Here is a 16,424-nt window from a genome sequence, read left to right on the forward strand (position 1 = left end):
GGGGCGCGCCCCGGTCAACGGCCTTCGGCCGCTCAGGCCTCCGGCGGCCCTGTCGGTACGGCGTGCACCTCGACGGGGTCGTTGCCGGGCTTGCCGCCGGGGCCGGGACAGGCCGACGCCCGCGCGGCGATCTCTACGGCGCGCTCCTCGTTCTTGACCTCGACCACCCAGTAGCCGGCCAGGATGCGGCCCCGCTCGGCGGGCCCCTCGGTCACCCGCGGCTGTCCGTCGTCGGCCGCCCGCACCGTCTTGACCAGGCCGGGCCCGCCAAGACCACGTGCCTCGACCAGCTCGCCGGCGGCGGTGAGCTCCTGGTTGAGCGTCTCCATGTAGTCGAACATCAACTGCATGTCGTCCGGTGAGAACGCCGACATCATGGCGTCCCACTGATCGGCCGGCACATTCATCTGGATCATGTACTGCATGTCCCTCATCCCTTCGGGCGGCTGACTGCTCCTGTGAAGAAGTAGACCGCCGGGGACCCGGGAAGTCATCGGTGACGGCGCCGGTACGCCAGAGGGGCGCCCCCAATGGCCGGGAGCGCCCCTCTGGGACGTACGACACGCACCGCGGCGGGCCGTGGCTACGGCAGCGACAGCATCCGCTCCAGCGCCAGCTTCGCGAACTGCTCGGTCTCGCGCTCGACCTCGATGCGGTTGACCAGATTGCCCTCGGCCAGCGACTCCAGCGTCCACACCAGGTGCGGCAGGTCGATCCGGTTCATGGTCGAGCAGAAGCAGACCGTCTTGTCGAGGAAGACGACCTCCTTGTCCTGGTCGGCGAACCGGTTGGCGAGCCGCTGCACCAGGTTCAGCTCGGTGCCGATCGCCCACTTCGAGCCGGCCGGGGCCGCCTCCAGCATGTTGATGATGTACTCCGTCGAGCCGACGTAGTCCGCCGCCGACACGACCTCGTTCTTGCACTCGGGGTGCACCAGCACATTGACGCCGGGTATGCGGGCGCGTACGTCATTGACGGACTCGACCGAGAAGCGCCCGTGCACCGAGCAGTGCCCGCGCCACAGGATCATCTTGGCGGCGCGCAGCTCCTCGACGGTCAGGCCGCCGTTCGGTTTGTGCGGGTTGTAGAGGACGCAGTCCTCCAGCGCCAGCCCCATGTCACGCACCGCGGTGTTGCGCCCCAGGTGCTGGTCGGGGAGGAAGAGCACCTTCTCGCCCTGCTCGAAGGCCCACTCCAGGGCGTTCTTGGCATTGGACGAGGTGCAGATCGTGCCGCCGTACTTGCCGGTGAAGGCCTTGATGTCGGCGGAGGAGTTCATGTACGAGACGGGCACGACCTGCTCGGCGATGCCCGCGTCGGTCAGCACGTCCCAGCACTCCGCGACCTGCTCGGCGGTGGCCATGTCGGCCATCGAGCAGCCCGCCGCGAGGTCCGGCAGTACGACCGCCTGGTCGTCGGAGGTCAGGATGTCCGCGGACTCGGCCATGAAGTGCACACCGCAGAAGACGATGTACTCGGCCTCCGGCCTGGCGGCCGCGTCCTTGGCCAGCTTGAAGGAGTCACCGGTCACGTCGGCGAACTGGATGACCTCGTCACGCTGGTAGTGGTGGCCGAGGATGAAGACCTTGTCCCCGAGCTTCTCCTTGGCGGCGCGGGCACGCTCCACCAGGTCCGGGTCCGAGGGGGATGGCAGGTCGCCGGGACAGTCCACACCGCGCTCGCTCCCGGTATCGGCCTCGCGGCCGAGCATGAGCAGGGCGAGGGGCGTCGGCTGGACATCCAGTGGCTGGGCGGTGGTCACGACACGCACCCTTTCTTCTCTGCTGACAAGTCTGCGGAACAAGCCTTTTCGTCGATTTGACGTTATCTATCATAACCCCTTCACGTCATGTTGACGATGGCGATTTCGTCGATGTGACGAATTCCCGAAGCCGTCTTCCCGTGCCCCCGGCGGGCCCGGTGTGCGAGCATGAAAGGAGAAGACAAGCCCCCGGCCCGGAATGAATCCGCGAGCCGGCGGGTTGCAACCGTCGGCAAGCAGTCCGTACAACCCGGGAGAGATGTAGATGTCCGTTCAGGACGAAAAGACCACCGTGAGCGACGGCATTCTCCTGTCGGATGCCGCCGCGGCCAAGGTCAAGGCCCTGCTGGACCAGGAAGGCCGGGAAGACCTGGCACTGCGCGTCGCCGTTCAGCCCGGTGGCTGCTCGGGCCTGCGCTACCAGCTCTTCTTCGACGAGCGTTCGCTCGACGGCGATGTCCTCAAGGACTTTGAAGGCGTCAAGGTTGTCACCGACCGCATGAGCGCCCCGTACCTGGGCGGCGCCTCCATCGACTTCGTCGACACCATCGAGAAGCAGGGCTTCACGATCGACAACCCGAACGCCTCGGGCTCGTGCGCCTGCGGCGACTCGTTCAACTAAGCCCCAAGACACGGCGAAGGCGGCGACCCCTGGTGGGGGTCGCCGCCTTCGCATGCCCGGTTCGCGTGCCCGGTTCACATGTGCCTTTCGCGTGCGCGGGTGTCAGGCCCGCGGTACCGCCTTGCCCTGCTCGTCCACGACCTTGCGGTCCGCCAGCGGCTTGTCCAGCGTCACCGTCTCGGTCAGCTCCTTGGCGATCATGATGCAGGCCTCCTTCGGGTCCGGTTTCGGCTCGGTGACCCGCACCTTCACCATGCCGTCCACCTCGGACGCCTTCGCCACGTAGTCGCTGCACGCACCGCCCCAGAAGTGCACCTTGAGCTTGCGCCCGTCGACGGCGTACGACTCGATGTGCTGCTCCCGCGCGGGAGCCTCGCCCTTGGGTGGCGCCGGTGTGCTGCTCTCCGGCGGCGTGGCCGGGGGCTTGGCCAGGTACTTCGGGTCCACCGCCGGATGCGTGATGGTGAAGGGCTTCGCGTCACCCGCCGGATCGACCTCGAAGAGCCATGACGGTACGAGTGCCTGCCGCCCGTCGACGTACAGCGCCGCGAGGCCGAAGGACGCGCCGTCCACGGTCACCGGCTCGGGGGAGGCGGGCACCTTCTTGCCGTCCGGCTCGCAGGTGGCCTCGGGCTTGATCTCTCCCTCGGCCTTGTCCCCGTGCGGTACGGGCGTGGCGCAGCCGCCGATGCCGACCCTGCCATTGCTGGCCCCGTTCAGCTCCTTGAGGGCCTCGTCGGCGCTGATCACCGGATACTCGGCGCCCTTCTTGAGCTCCTTCAACTGCCCGCTGCCGCCGACCAGTTTCCCGTCGGAGCCGATCTGCAGCCCGGTCGCCCAGCCGTACGTCGGCAGCCCGCCGACCTCCGGGTCGGCGTTCACCACCCTTACGGCGCCCATCAGTTGGCGGGCATCGAGCGCGGCGTCGTCCTGCTCCAGCGCCTTCAGGACCGGAGCGGCAGCCTCCTTCGCGGCCTTCTCGCTCACCGGCTTCCCCTGGCCGCCGGGCGCTACCGAGGTGCCGCCGCACTTCTCGCCCTTGGCGCAGTTGTCGCCGCGGCTGGGGCCGTACTGCGCGAAGGTCCAGGTGCCGGGAGCCTCCTTGTTGACCCGCAGCACAGGACCGGAGCCGTCCTTGCTGATCCCGACCTTCCAGGCCCCGCTCTCGATGCGCGGCTTGCCGCTCACGCCGAGTGCCTCGGCCAGCCGCGTCACATCGGCCTCGCCGACCGCGCCCGAAGCCCGGTACACGGAAGCGGAGTCGGGCCCGTCGGGCAGCTCGCCGTCGGCCCGGTAGGTCACCCCGTTCGGGTCGGGCTCGCCGGGCGCGATGCCCGGTGCGTCGCCCTCCGTATGGCCGTCGAGGGCCAGCGGGGGCGGATCGCCGTCACTGCCCGGCGCAGCGGTGTTCTTCTTCGCGCCCTCCGCGCCGTCCCCGGCGGTCGATGCCCAGTACGCGCCGCCGCCGCCGGCCAGCAGCACCGCTGCCGCCACCGAGGCGGCGATCAGCGGGGACCGCCGCCTCTGGGCGCTGACTGCGTCGTTGTCCGGTCGCTCGGTGCTCACCGCATTGCTCCTTCGCCTGCTTGGCCGACCCGTGCCGTACGCCGTCTCCCCTTTGCGGGGGACACCGGTGGGACGGAGCAGAGGAGCGCACGGTTCCCCGCGAGCGCCGGGGGCGCGGTGCTCAGCCGCCGTACTCCGACATCCCGCCCACCAGCCGGGCGGAGGCCGAAGGCACGGTGACGCCGTGGATCAGGGAGGCCGGCACGGGAGCGGGCGCCGCCGCTGCGGGCACCGCCCAGTGCGGGACCATACGGGCGCAGTCGCCCCGCAGTTCCTCCATGCCGCCGTCCAGCTCGACCGGTGCGGGGACCGTGGCGCTGTGCTTCTGCATGCGGGCTGCTCCCGTGGCTTTCGGGGCCGCATCGTCGCGAACCCTCGTACTGGCACCGTATGCAGGCAGGACTGCACGAAAAAAGCCCTACTATCGGGTAGTTTTGCCTCTTCGTGTGAGGACCGGTGACCCGATAGCGTGAACTTGTCCCCCCGTCGCCCTCCGCAGGAGCAGCCACGCCGTGCGTATCGCAGTCACCGGCTCCATTGCCACCGACCACCTCATGACCTTCCCCGGCCGCTTCGCCGACCAGCTGGTCGCGGATCAGCTGCACACGGTCTCCCTCTCGTTCCTCGTCGACAACCTCGACGTGCGCCGGGGCGGTGTGGGCGCCAACATCTGCTTCGGGATGGGGCAGCTCGGCACCGGACCGATCCTGGTCGGCGCCGCGGGCTCCGACTTCGACGAGTACCGCGCCTGGCTCGACCGGCACGGTGTCGACACCGAGTCGGTGCGCATCTCCGAGGTCCTGCACACCGCCCGCTTCGTGTGCACCACCGACGCCGACCACAATCAGATCGGCTCCTTCTACACGGGCGCCATGAGCGAGGCGCGCCAGATCGAGCTCAAGAAGGTGGCCGACCGGGTCGGCGGCCTCGACCTGGTACTGATCGGCGCGGACGACCCCGAGGCGATGCTCCGCCACACCGAGGAGTGCAAGGCGCGGTCCATCCCGTTCGCCGCGGACTTCTCGCAGCAGATCGCCCGGATGAGCGGCGACGACATCCGCACCCTCCTGGACGGCGCGACGTACCTCTTCTCCAACGAGTACGAGAAGGGGCTCATCGAGTCCAAGACCGGCTGGACCGACGCGGAGATCCTCGCCAAGGTCGGCCACCGCGTCACCACCCTCGGCTCGCGCGGCGTGCGCATCGAGCGCGTCGGCACCGAGCCGATCCTGGTGGGCTGCGCGGAGGAGGAAGCGAAGGTCGACCCGACCGGCGTCGGCGACGCCTTCCGTGCGGGCTTCCTCTCCGGCCTAGCCTGGGGCGTCGGCCTGGAGCGCGCCGCACAGGTCGGCTGCATGCTGGCGACCCTGGTCATCGAGACCCTCGGCACCCAGGAGTACACGCTGAGCCGCGCCCGCTTCATGGAGCGCTTCGTCAAGGCGTACGGCGACGAGGCCGGCGACGAGGTCGCGGCGCACCTCGGCTGATCAGCGCGGTACGGGCATCATGAGCGCCGGCGGACCACAAAGGCGGAGCCACGGTCCGCCGGCTGCTCGCCCACGTACTCCTGGTCGCGCATCGCGCACCACGCCGGGATGTCGAGCCGCGCCGCCTCGTCGTCCGCCAGGACCGTCACGGTCCCGCCGACCGGGACGTCGCCGATCACCTTCGCCAGCTCGATCACCGGGATCGGGCACCGCCTGCCGAGCGCGTCCACGACGAGCGACACGGCGGCCGTCTCTTCGGTCCTGACAGGGGCGGCGGTCACCGGCGCGCCCAGCCGCTCGCGCACCCCGCTCACCGCGCCGGGCAGGACGGCCAGGAAACGCTCGACGTCCTCCTCGGTGGTCCCGAGCGGGAGCGACACCCGGACGTTGCCCTCCGAAAGCACCCCCATTGCCCGCAGTACATGGCTGGGCGTCAGGGTGCTGCTCGTGCAGGAGGACCCGGAGGAAACGGAAAAACCGGCCCGGTCCAGCTCGTGCAGCAGTGTCTCCCCGTCGACATAGAGACAGGAGAAGGTGACCAGATGCGGCAGCCGCCGCACTGGATCACCGACCACCTCGACATCCGGTACGAGCTCGGGCACCCGGGCCCTGATCCGGTCCACCAGCGCCCGCAGCCGCACCCCTTCCCGGTCCGCCTCGGCCCGTACGGCGCGCAGGGAGGCCGCCGCCGCCACGATCGCGGGCAGATTCTCGAAGCCGGCCGCCCGCCCCGACTCGCGTTCGTCGGCGGGGCCTTGGGACGCGAACCGCGTGCCCTTGCGGACGACCAGCAGCCCGACTCCTGCCGGACCGCCCCATTTGTGGGCACTGGCGGCGAGCAACGACCAGGCCCCTTCCACCCGGCCCCAGCCCAGCGACTGCGCCGCGTCCACCAGCAGGGGCACACCCGCTGCCCGGCACCTCTGGGCGATTTCGGCCACCGGCTGTTCGGTGCCGACCTCGTGATTGGCGGACTGCAGACAGGCCAGCGCGGTGTCCACGCGCAGGGCGCGCGCGTACGTATCGGGGGACACGGCGCCGGTCCGGTCCACCGCCACTTCGGTCGACGTACCGCCCGCGGCCTCATGGGCCGCCGCTGAATGGAGCACCGAGGAGTGCTCGACGGCCGACACCACCAGATGCCCGCCGACACGCCGACGTGCGGCGAGGGCGCCGGAGATCGCGGAGTGCACCGCGCGGGTGCCCGAAGAGGTGAAGACCAGCTCGTCGGGGCGGCATCCCACCGCGTCGGCGGCGGCCTCCCGCGCCGCGTCGAGCAGCAGCCTGGCACGCCGCCCCTCGCGGTAGAGCCGGGCGGGGTCGGCCCATCCCTCGTCCAGCGAGGCCACCAGGGCCTGTCGGGCGACGGGGTGCAGGGGGGCGGCGGAGGCGGTGTCGAAGTAGGGCACGCTGCCACGCTAATCCCCACCTCGGCCGGCCGATGCCCCACCGCAGGGGAGAGGCCGTCAGGAGAGCCCCGGAGGCCGGGATTCCGCCGAGATTCCATCCCTTCGATGAGCACTGCGGCGCGTTGGGCACCCTCCCCGCGCGACCCCAAATAGCGTCCAGTAGGGTTTGGTCCGCATAAACATCCAAACCCCTGCCCGCGTCAGGGCCGGCGACCGACCAGCGAGGCGGCCGCACAACCGACCGCGCGGGCGAGACTCTCGGGAAGGCGCTACGTGAGTCCCAACGGCTCCGACCGCTCGTCGCGGCGCCCGATGCGGCGGAAGCTGCTCCAGGTGCTGACCGTGGGCGTGGTCCTGGCGACCGCCTCTGGTTGCTCGTACACATGGGAGGACTTCCCCCGCCTCGGGATGCCTACCCCGGTCACCGAAGAGGCTCCGATCATTCTTTCCCTCTGGCAGGGCTCGTGGGCGGCAGCGCTCATCACGGGTGTGCTGGTATGGGGTCTGATCCTGTGGAGCGTTATCTTCCACCGGCGTAGCCGCACCAAGGTCGAAGTACCTCCGCAGACCCGGTACAACATGCCCATCGAGGCGCTGTACACCGTGGTCCCCCTCATCATCGTCTCGGTGCTCTTCTACTTCACCGCACGCGACGAGTCGAAGCTTCTCAAGCTCGACGACAAGCCGGCCCACACCATCAATGTGGTCGGTTTCCAGTGGAGCTGGGGCTTCAACTACGTGGAGAACGTGGACGGCAATGCCGCCACGGGCGGGAAGCTCTCCAAGGAGCTCGACGCGATCCCGGACAAGTTCACCAAGCAGTTCCCCGAAGGAGCCGAGGGCGTCTATGCCGTCGGCACTCCGGGTGAGCGGAATCCGCAGAACGGCAATCCGGGTCCGACCCTGTGGCTGCCGAAGGGCGAGAAGGTCCGCTTCGTTCTTACTTCGCGCGACGTCATCCACTCCTTCTGGGTGGTGCCGTTCCTGATGAAGCAGGACGTGATCCCGGGCCACACCAATGCCTTCGAAGTGACCCCCACCCGTGAGGGCACCTTCAAGGGCAAGTGCGCCGAGCTCTGCGGTGCCGACCACTCCCGGATGCTCTTCAATGTGAAGGTCGTCTCTCCGGAGCGCTACCAGCAGCACCTCAAGGAGCTGGCGGAGAAGGGCCAGACCGGCTACATCCCGGCCGGTATCGAGCAGACGGACCCGGCCAGGAATGCGGAGACGAACAAACTGTGAGCATCCTCAATCAACCCCAGGGTGCCGAGGCAGCAGACGACTCGTACGAGAACGAGCTGCCGGTACGGCGCAAGGAGCCGGGGAACGTGGTCGTGAAGTGGCTCACCACCACTGACCACAAGACGATCGGCTCGCTCTACCTGATCACGTCGTTCGTGTTCTTCTGTGTCGGCGGTGTGATGGCGCTCTTCATGCGCGCCGAGCTCGCCCGTCCCGGCACGCAGATCATGTCGAACGAGCAGTTCAACCAGGCGTTCACGATGCACGGCACGATCATGCTGCTGATGTTCGCGACGCCGCTGTTCGCAGGGTTCGCGAACTGGATCATGCCGCTGCAGATCGGCGCGCCCGACGTGGCGTTCCCGCGGCTGAACATGTTCGCGTACTGGCTGTACCTGCTCGGCTCGATCATCGCGGTGGCCGGCTTCATCACCCCGAACGGCGCGGCCGACTTCGGCTGGTTCGCCTACTCCCCGCTGTCGGACGCGGTCCGCTCGCCGGGTGTCGGCGCCGACATGTGGATCATGGGTCTGGCCTTCTCCGGCTTCGGCACGATCCTCGGCTCGGTCAACTTCATCACCACGATCATCTGCATGCGCGCGCCCGGCATGACGATGTTCCGGATGCCGATCTTCACCTGGAACGTGCTGCTGACCGGTGTGCTGGTCCTGCTCGCGTTCCCGGTGCTTGCCGCCGCGCTGTTCGCGCTGGAGGCGGATCGGAAATTCGGTGCGCATATCTTCGACTCGGCCAACGGCGGGGCAATTCTCTGGCAACACCTCTTCTGGTTCTTCGGCCATCCAGAGGTGTACATCATCGCTTTGCCATTCTTCGGAATCATTTCCGAAGTAATCCCGGTCTTCAGCCGCAAGCCGATGTTCGGTTACATCGGCCTCATCGGCGCGACGATCGCGATCGCCGGCCTCTCGGTCACGGTGTGGGCACACCACATGTACGTCACGGGCGGCGTCCTACTGCCGTTCTTCTCGTTCATGACCTTCTTGATCGCGGTGCCGACCGGTGTGAAGTTCTTCAACTGGATCGGCACGATGTGGAAGGGCTCACTGTCCTTCGAGACACCGATGCTCTGGGCCGTCGGCTTCCTGATCACCTTCGCCTTCGGTGGTCTGACCGGCGTCATCCTGGCTTCGCCCCCGATGGACTTCCACGTCTCCGACTCGTACTTCGTCGTCGCGCACTTCCACTACGTCATCTTCGGCACCGTGGTCTTCGCGATGTTCGCCGGATTCCACTTCTGGTGGCCGAAGTTCACCGGCAAGATGCTGGACGAGCGGCTCGGCAAGATCACCTTCTGGACGCTGTTCGTGGGCTTCCACGGCACGTTCCTGGTGCAGCACTGGCTCGGTGCGGAGGGCATGCCGCGGCGTTACGCGGACTATCTCGCCGCCGACGGCTTCACCGCGCTGAACACCATCTCGACGATCAGCTCGTTCCTGCTGGGCCTGTCGGTGCTCCCGTTCTTCTACAACGTCTGGAAGACCGCGAAGTACGGCAAGAAGGTCGAGGTCGACGACCCCTGGGGCTACGGCCGTTCGCTCGAATGGGCAACGTCCTGCCCGCCCCCGCGGCACAACTTCCTCACGCTGCCGCGGATCCGTTCCGAATCCCCGGCGTTCGACCTGCACCACCCGGAGATCGCGGCTCTCGACCAGCTCGAGAACCACACCTCCGACGGTGACAAGGTCCTCACCGGCGGCAAGGAGGCCGGCAAGTGAAGGTCCAGGGACAGCTTTTCATCTGGCTGAGCGTCTTCCTCGCCGCCATGGCGATCACCTATGGCGTGTGGTCGAAGGAGCCCGCGGGCACCACGGCCCTCGTGCTCGCCTTCGGCCTGAGCGTCATGATCGGCTTCTACCTGGCCTTCACGGCCAAGCGTGCCGACGCGATGGCTCAGGACGACACGCAGGCCGACGTCGCGGACGAGGCCGGTGAGGTGGGGTTCTTCGCCCCGCACAGCTGGCAGCCGCTCGCGCTGGCCATCGGTGGGGCGTTCGCGTTCCTCGCCGTCGCCATGGGGTGGTGGCTGCTGTACTTCTCGGCGCCGCTGCTCCTGATCGGCCTCTTCGGCTGGGTCTTCGAGTACTACCGCGGCGAAGACCAGAACCAGTAGCACCACCGCAGCATTCGCGAGGGGCCCGGCCACCTGTACGTCAGGTGTCCGGGCCCCTCGTTTGCACCCACCCGGCGCGCCGGATCCGGTTTATGTTCATAACGTGTGATCATGACCAATTCACCTCGAATCCGGACGGTCCTGAGCTGCTCCCTGCTGGTCGTGTCCCTCGGGGCGGGAGTCACCGCTTGCGGCGAGTCCGACAGCCATCCGCTCTCGGCGACGCCCTACGACGCGGCGGGCCAGATCTCCTTCAACGGAGCCGAGGGCACGGCCAAGGCCGACCCGGACAAGCCCCTTGAGGTCATGGCCAAGAGCAAGAACGGCCGGATCACCGACGTGACGGTCACCGACGCCGCAGGTCGCTATCTGGCGGGCGAACTCTCCGCCGACGGGGCCCGCTGGCACAGCACCGCCCCGCTGGCCGCAGGGGCGCGTTACGCGGCCCGGGTCAGCACCGAGGACAAGAGCGGCTCGCCGGGCAGGCGCATACTCACCTTCGACACGGCGCCGGCGAAGAAGAAGCTGAAGGTCACCTTCGGCCCGGAGGCCGGCAAGTACGGCGTCGGGCAGCCCGTCACCGCCGAACTCAGCGCCCCCGTCAAGGGCAAGGAGGCCAGAGCGGTCGTCGAGCGTGGCCTGCGGGTCGAGTCGAAGCCCTCGGTGGACGGAGCCTGGCACTGGGTCGACAGTGAGAATCTGCACTTCCGCCCGAAGGAGTACTGGCCCGCCAACGCCACCATCGAGGTGCGCAGCAACCTCGAAGGCATCAAGGTCGCAGACAAGCTCTACGGCGGCGCGACAAAGGTCCTGAAGCTCACCACGGGCGACCGTATCGAGGCCGTCACCGACGCGGGCTCGCACTACATGACGGTCAAGCGCAACGGCGAAGTGATCAATACCATCCCGGTGACCACCGGCAAACCGGGCTATTCCACCCGCAACGGGGTCAAGGTGGTACTGGGCAAGGAGTACTTCGTACGGATGCGCGGTACGAGCATCGGCATCCCGGAGGGCACGTCGGACTCGTACAACCTGCCCGTCTACTACGCGACGCGCGTCACCTGGAGCGGTGAGTACGTCCACGCGGCCCCGTGGTCCGTCGGCTCGCAGGGCTCCAGCAACGTCAGCCACGGCTGCACCGGCATGAGCACGGGCAACGCCGCCTGGTTCTACGAGACCGTCCGTCAGGGCGACATCGTCAAGGTCGTCAACAGCTACGGCGACACCATGGACACCTTCGGCAACGGCTTCGGCGACTGGAACCTGTCCTGGGACAAGTGGCGCAAGGGCAGCGCCCTGCTGGCCGGCACCCAGGACGGCAGAAGCCCCGTCGACGCGGCCCGACTGCGGCCGGAGGTCTGACGGGGCCTCGGGGCGTCCGGCGGATCTCCGCGGATATCAGGCCTCGACGGCGAGCCTGGTGCGCAGCAGGTCGGCCAGCGCGCCGGCGAAGTTCACCGGCTCCACGGGGAGGGTCACCGCGCTCTCGGCGCGGCTCCAGGTGGCCAGCCAGGCATCCTGCGGGCGGCCGATCAGCAGCAGCACGGGCGGGCAGTTGAAGATCTCGTCCTTGATCTGCCGGCAGACGCCCATGCCGCCCGCGGGAACCGCCTCGCCGTCCAGCACACAGACGTCGATGCCCCCCTCGTCCAGGGCCTTCAGGACGGCGGGCAGCGTCGCGCACTCGAAGAACTCGACCGGCGGAACGTCCGCGGCGGGCCTGCGACCAGCTGCCAGCCGCACCTGTTCACGGGTGTTGGCGTTGTCGCTGTAGACCAGGACCGTGGCGCTCGACTGCATGGTTCCTCCGATTCGTCGGCGGCATCGGCTCAGGCGCCGATGCGCGGATGCTACTCCGCCGAACGCCCTGTCAGTACCGGTTCGGACAGGGCTTCGGTGGGCCGTTCGGGCAGGGCACACGGTCCTGACACACCGAATGGCACCCCCGGGAGTGAGGGCGGGATAAGCGACCGACATAATGTCGGTCGTGGCGACAGCAACGACAGTAGATACCGGGCACGCGCACCCGTCGGTCAATCGGCCGAACCTCACCAGCGTCGGAACCATCATCTGGCTGAGTTCCGAGCTGATGTTCTTCGCGGCCCTCTTCGCGATGTACTTCACCCTGCGATCGGTGATGGGTCCCGACCACTGGAAGGAAATGGCGTCATCGCTGAACTTCCCGTTTTCGGCGACAAACACCACGATCCTGGTGCTCTCTTCCCTGACTTGCCAGCTCGGCGTCTTTGCCGCCGAGCGTGGCGATGTGAAGAAGCTCAGGGCCTGGTTCATTCTCACCTTCGTGATGGGTTCGTTCTTCATCGGCGGCCAGGTGTACGAGTACACCGAGCTGGTCAAGCACGAGGGCCTCTCGCTCTCGTCCGACCCGTACGGCTCGGTGTTCTACCTGACCACCGGGTTCCACGGACTGCATGTGACGGGCGGACTCATCGCCTTCCTGCTGGTCCTGGGCCGCACGTACGCGGCCAAGAGATTCACCCATGAACAGGCAACCGCCGCCATCGTCGTGTCCTACTACTGGCACTTCGTCGATGTCGTCTGGATCGGGCTCTTCGCCACGATCTACATGATCAAGTAGGTCGGGTCCGCACCCGTCCCGCATCCAGTCACCGACGCAGAAGATCCTGACACCGGGGTAATCCGTGAAAAAGCTCTCCGCACGACGACGCCATCCGCTGGCGGCGGTCGTCGTCCTACTCCTCGCGCTGGCGGCCACCGGGGGGCTGTACGCCGCGTTCGCCCCCGCGGGCAAGGCCCAGGCCGATGAAACCGCCCAGTCCCTCGCCATCGAGGAGGGCAAGAAGCTGTACGCCGTCGGCTGCTCCAGCTGCCACGGCACCGGCGGTCAGGGTGGCACCGACGGGCCGAGCCTCGTCGGCGTCGGCTCGGCCGCAGTGGACTTCCAGGTCGGCACCGGCCGTATGCCGGCGCAGCAGCCCGGCGCCCAGGTGCCGAAGAAGAAGAAGATCTACTCGCAGGCCGATATTGATCAGCTTGCCGCGTATGTCGCTTCGCTCGGCGCCGGCCCCATCATCCCGGCCGAAAAGCAGTACAACCCCGAAGGTGCGGACATCGCCAAGGGTGGCGACCTGTTCCGTACCAACTGCGCCCAGTGCCACAACTTCACCGGTGAGGGCGGCGCGCTGACCAACGGCAAGTACGCCCCGAACCTTGAGGGCGTGGACCCGAAGCACTTCTACGAGGCCATGCAGACCGGCCCGCAGAACATGCCTTCCTTCCCCGACGGCACGCTGCCGGAGGAGCAGAAGAGGGACATCATCGCGTACATCCAGACCGTGAACGGTGAGCAGTCCGAGAACCCGGGCGGCCATGCGCTGGGCGGCCTCGGTCCGGTCAGTGAAGGTCTTTTCTCCTGGATCTTCGGTCTGGGTTCGCTCGTCGCATGCGCCGTCTGGGTCGCGGCCCACACCGCTAAGGCCAAGAAGTCATGAGTAGCCAAGAGATTTCAGAAGAGAACCTGCCCAGTGAGCAGGACGCCTCGCACGGCGAGGTGGCCGGGTCGGACGATCCGTTCGCCAACCCGGGGCTGCCGGCCCACAAGCCGCGCATCCAGGACATCGACGAAGAGGCAGCCAAGCGCTCCGAGCGCACGGTCGCGTTCCTCTTCACGCTGTCCATGCTGGCGACGGTCGGCTTCATCGCCTCCTTCGTGACCTTCCCGGTCGACCAGATCGTGTACATCTGGCTGTTCGGCAACGTGAGCGCGCTCAACTTCTCGCTGGGCATGACCCTCGGTCTGGCGCTCTTCTGCATCGGCGCGGGGGCGGTCCACTGGGCCCGCACCCTGATGTCCGACGTGGAGGTCGCCGACGAGCGGCACGCGATCTCGGCCGAGCCCGAGGTCAAGGCCAAGGTGATGGCCGACTTCAGGGCCGGAGCCCAGGAATCGGCCATCGGGCGCCGCAAGCTGATCCGCACCACGATGTTCGGCGCGATGGCCATGGTGCCGCTCGCCGGTGTGGTGCTGCTGCGCGACCTCGGGCCGCTGCCCGAGAAGAAGCTGCGCGAGACGCTGTGGGCCAAGGGCAAGATGCTGATCAACCAGAACACTATGGAGCCCCTGCGGCCCGAGGACGTGGCGGTCGGTTCGCTGACCTTCGCCATGCCGGAAGGGCTGACTGAGGACAATCACGAGTTCAACAACGAGATCGCCAAGGCCGCCCTGATGATCGTCCGCATCCAGCCGAAGGACATCAAGGACAAGCGCCAGCTCGAATGGGCCCACGAGGGCATCGTGGCGTTCTCGAAGATCTGCACCCACGTCGGCTGCCCGATCAGCCTGTACGAGCAGCAGACGCACCACGTGCTCTGCCCGTGTCACCAGTCCACCTTCGACCTCTCCGACGGCGCGCGCGTCATCTTCGGCCCGGCCGGTCACGCGCTTCCGCAGCTGCGGATCGGTGTGAATGACGAAGGATTCCTCGAAGCGCTCAGCGGCTTCGAAGAGCCCGTCGGTCCTTCCTTCTGGGAGCGCGGATGAGTACCGTCACCGAACCACAGCGCAAAGAGGCGCCCGCCGGCGAGAAGGTCGCCGACTGGGCCGACGGCAGGCTGGGCATCTACAGCCTCGCCAAGGCCAACATGCGCAAGATCTTCCCGGACCACTGGTCCTTCATGCTGGGCGAGATCTGCCTCTACAGCTTCATCATCATCATCCTCACGGGTGTGTATCTGACGCTGTTCTTCCACCCGAGCATGAACGAGGTCGTGTACCACGGCTCGTACGTGCCGATGCAGGGCATCCGTATGACGGAGGCCTACGCGTCGACCCTGGAGATCAGCTTCGACGTCCGCGGCGGTCTGCTCATCCGGCAGATCCACCACTGGGCCGCGCTGATCTTCCTCGCGGCGATGTTCGTGCACATGATGCGCGTGTTCTTCACGGGCGCCTTCCGCAAGCCGCGTGAGATCAACTGGCTGTTCGGCTTCCTGCTGTTCGTCCTGGGCATGTTCACCGGTTTCACCGGCTACTCGCTCCCGGACGACCTGCTGTCGGGCACCGGTGTCCGCTTCACCCAGGGCGCGATCCTGTCCATGCCGGTCGTCGGCACGTACATCTCGATGTTCCTGTTCGGCGGAGAGTTCCCGGGCCACGACATGGTGGCCAGGTTCTACTCGATCCACATCCTGCTGTTGCCCGGCATCATGCTCGGCCTTGTGGTGGCGCACCTGATCCTGGTCTTCTTCCACAAGCACACGCAGTTCGCGGGTCCCGGCCGCACCAACAAGAACGTCGTCGGCATGCCGCTCCTGCCGGTCTACATCGCCAAGGCCGGAGGCTTCTTCTTCCTGGTCTTCGGTGTCATCGCGGCCATCTCGGCGATGTTCACGATCAACCCGGTCTGGGTACTCGGTCCGTACCGGCCCGACCAGGTCTCCACCGGCGCACAGCCCGACTGGTACATGGGCTTCGCCGAGGGGCTGATCCGAGTGATGCCGGGCTGGGAGATCAACATCTGGGGCCACACGCTGGCCCTGGGCGTGATGATCCCGCTGATGATCTTCCCGCTGGTGCTGGGCGCGATCGCGGTCTATCCGTTCATCGAATCCTGGGTCACCGGGGACAAGCGCGAGCACCACATCCTGGACCGCCCGCGCAACGCCCCGACCCGTACCGGCTTCGGTGCGGCCTGGATCGCGGCGTACTTCATCATGCTGATCGGTGGCGGCAACGACATCTGGGCCACCCAATTCAGCCTGTCGATCAACACGATCTCCTGGTTCGTCCGGATCTTCTTCTTCGTCGGACCTGTCCTCGTGTTCATCGCCACCAAGCGGATCTGCATGGGTCTGCAGCGGCGCGACGCGGAGAAGGTGCTGCACGGACGCGAGTCCGGCATCATCAAGCGGCTGCCGCACGGTGAGTTCGTCGAGGTCCACCAGCCGCTCAACCAGGAGGACCTGCACACCCTCACGGCGCACGAGCAGTACGAGCCCGCCGAGGTCGGCGCGACGGTCGACGAGAACGGTGTGCGGCGCAAGGTCTCCGGCTCGCAGAAGCTGAAGGTCAAGCTGAGCAAGGGTATGTACGGCGAGGGCAACCAGATTCCCAAGCCCACCGCCGACGAGTACAAGGAGATCACCAGCGGCCACGGCCACCACTGATCACCTGAGCATGTGACCGAAAGGTCGCCACGGCAGGAGCCCCGTCCTTCCCCAA

General features: G+C 67.4%; 16 protein-coding genes. 10 read left to right on the forward strand and 6 right to left on the reverse strand.

The window, feature by feature from the left end; all coding sequences use genetic code 11:
* Positions 1-32: 32 nt before the first annotated feature.
* Complete coding sequence (locus ABCR94_RS22040; protein ID WP_347121460.1) at positions 33-425, reverse strand: YciI family protein; 393 nt, start codon at positions 423-425, stop codon at positions 33-35.
* A 158-nt stretch (positions 426-583) separates the two neighbouring features.
* Positions 584-1,771, reverse strand: coding sequence for a quinolinate synthase NadA (gene nadA / locus ABCR94_RS22045; RefSeq protein ID WP_347121461.1), 1,188 nt, complete (start codon positions 1,769-1,771; stop codon positions 584-586).
* Between the two features lie 256 nt (positions 1,772-2,027).
* Between nadA and ABCR94_RS22050 the strand changes: the two genes are divergently transcribed.
* Positions 2,028-2,384 carry a HesB/IscA family protein gene (locus tag ABCR94_RS22050; protein WP_347121462.1) on the forward strand — a complete coding sequence of 119 codons (357 nt, stop codon included), beginning with the start codon at positions 2,028-2,030 and terminating at the stop codon, positions 2,382-2,384.
* Positions 2,385-2,486: 102 nt separating this feature from the next.
* On the opposite strand, the gene ABCR94_RS22055 is transcribed toward ABCR94_RS22050, so the two are convergent.
* Positions 2,487-3,950: a hypothetical protein gene (locus ABCR94_RS22055; protein ID WP_347121463.1), complete on the reverse strand. Its 1,464-nt coding sequence runs from the start codon at positions 3,948-3,950 to the stop codon at positions 2,487-2,489.
* 121 nt (positions 3,951-4,071) lie between these two features.
* Positions 4,072-4,281 carry a hypothetical protein gene (locus ABCR94_RS22060; RefSeq protein ID WP_347121465.1) on the reverse strand — a complete coding sequence of 70 codons (210 nt, stop codon included), beginning with the start codon at positions 4,279-4,281 and terminating at the stop codon, positions 4,072-4,074.
* Between the two features lie 181 nt (positions 4,282-4,462).
* Between ABCR94_RS22060 and ABCR94_RS22065 the strand changes: the two genes are divergently transcribed.
* The gene (locus ABCR94_RS22065; RefSeq protein ID WP_347121466.1) at positions 4,463-5,437 is read left to right on the forward strand and encodes a carbohydrate kinase family protein; all 975 of its coding nucleotides are present in this window, start codon (positions 4,463-4,465) and stop codon (positions 5,435-5,437) included.
* A 17-nt stretch (positions 5,438-5,454) separates the two neighbouring features.
* Here the strand turns inward: ABCR94_RS22065 and ABCR94_RS22070 are convergent, their stop codons facing one another.
* Positions 5,455-6,846, reverse strand: a complete 1,392-nt coding sequence (locus ABCR94_RS22070; RefSeq protein ID WP_347121467.1) for a cysteine desulfurase/sulfurtransferase TusA family protein — start codon at positions 6,844-6,846, stop codon at positions 5,455-5,457.
* Positions 6,847-7,119: 273 nt separating this feature from the next.
* Between ABCR94_RS22070 and ctaC the strand changes: the two genes are divergently transcribed.
* The 4 genes from ctaC to ABCR94_RS22090 all read left to right on the forward strand — a co-directional run bounded on the left by ctaC (position 7,120) and on the right by ABCR94_RS22090 (position 11,584).
* A complete protein-coding gene (ctaC, locus tag ABCR94_RS22075; RefSeq protein ID WP_347121469.1) occupies positions 7,120-8,088 on the forward strand; it encodes an aa3-type cytochrome oxidase subunit II in 969 nt (322 codons plus the stop codon).
* Positions 8,085-9,824: an aa3-type cytochrome oxidase subunit I gene (gene ctaD, locus ABCR94_RS22080; protein WP_347121470.1), complete on the forward strand. Its 1,740-nt coding sequence runs from the start codon at positions 8,085-8,087 to the stop codon at positions 9,822-9,824. The genes ctaC and ctaD overlap by 4 nt, the downstream gene beginning before the upstream one ends.
* On the forward strand, positions 9,821-10,219 hold the full coding sequence (locus ABCR94_RS22085) for a cytochrome c oxidase subunit 4 (RefSeq protein ID WP_347121471.1): 399 nt from the start codon (positions 9,821-9,823) through the stop codon (positions 10,217-10,219). The genes ctaD and ABCR94_RS22085 overlap by 4 nt, the downstream gene beginning before the upstream one ends.
* A gap of 111 nt (positions 10,220-10,330) precedes the next feature.
* On the forward strand, positions 10,331-11,584 hold the full coding sequence (locus ABCR94_RS22090) for a L,D-transpeptidase (RefSeq protein WP_347121473.1): 1,254 nt from the start codon (positions 10,331-10,333) through the stop codon (positions 11,582-11,584).
* 36 nt (positions 11,585-11,620) lie between these two features.
* Here the strand turns inward: ABCR94_RS22090 and ABCR94_RS22095 are convergent, their stop codons facing one another.
* A complete protein-coding gene (locus ABCR94_RS22095) occupies positions 11,621-12,022 on the reverse strand; it encodes a hypothetical protein (RefSeq protein WP_347121475.1) in 402 nt (133 codons plus the stop codon).
* A gap of 178 nt (positions 12,023-12,200) precedes the next feature.
* Between ABCR94_RS22095 and ctaE the strand changes: the two genes are divergently transcribed.
* The 4 genes from ctaE (at position 12,201) to qcrB (ending at position 16,369) form a co-directional block, all read left to right on the forward strand.
* Positions 12,201-12,821: an aa3-type cytochrome oxidase subunit III gene (ctaE, locus tag ABCR94_RS22100; RefSeq protein WP_347121477.1), complete on the forward strand. Its 621-nt coding sequence runs from the start codon at positions 12,201-12,203 to the stop codon at positions 12,819-12,821.
* A gap of 64 nt (positions 12,822-12,885) precedes the next feature.
* A complete protein-coding gene (qcrC, locus tag ABCR94_RS22105) occupies positions 12,886-13,695 on the forward strand; it encodes a cytochrome bc1 complex diheme cytochrome c subunit (RefSeq protein WP_347121478.1) in 810 nt (269 codons plus the stop codon).
* Positions 13,692-14,744 carry a cytochrome bc1 complex Rieske iron-sulfur subunit gene (gene qcrA / locus ABCR94_RS22110; protein WP_347121479.1) on the forward strand — a complete coding sequence of 351 codons (1,053 nt, stop codon included), beginning with the start codon at positions 13,692-13,694 and terminating at the stop codon, positions 14,742-14,744. The genes qcrC and qcrA overlap by 4 nt, the downstream gene beginning before the upstream one ends.
* Complete coding sequence (gene qcrB, locus ABCR94_RS22115) at positions 14,741-16,369, forward strand: cytochrome bc1 complex cytochrome b subunit (protein ID WP_347121481.1); 1,629 nt, start codon at positions 14,741-14,743, stop codon at positions 16,367-16,369. Before qcrA ends, qcrB begins: the two co-directional genes overlap by 4 nt.
* Positions 16,370-16,424: the final 55 nt, after the last annotated feature.

The organism is Streptomyces changchenzhani (assembly GCF_039766235.1).
Classification (GTDB): Bacteria; Actinomycetota; Actinomycetes; order Streptomycetales; family Streptomycetaceae; genus Streptomyces.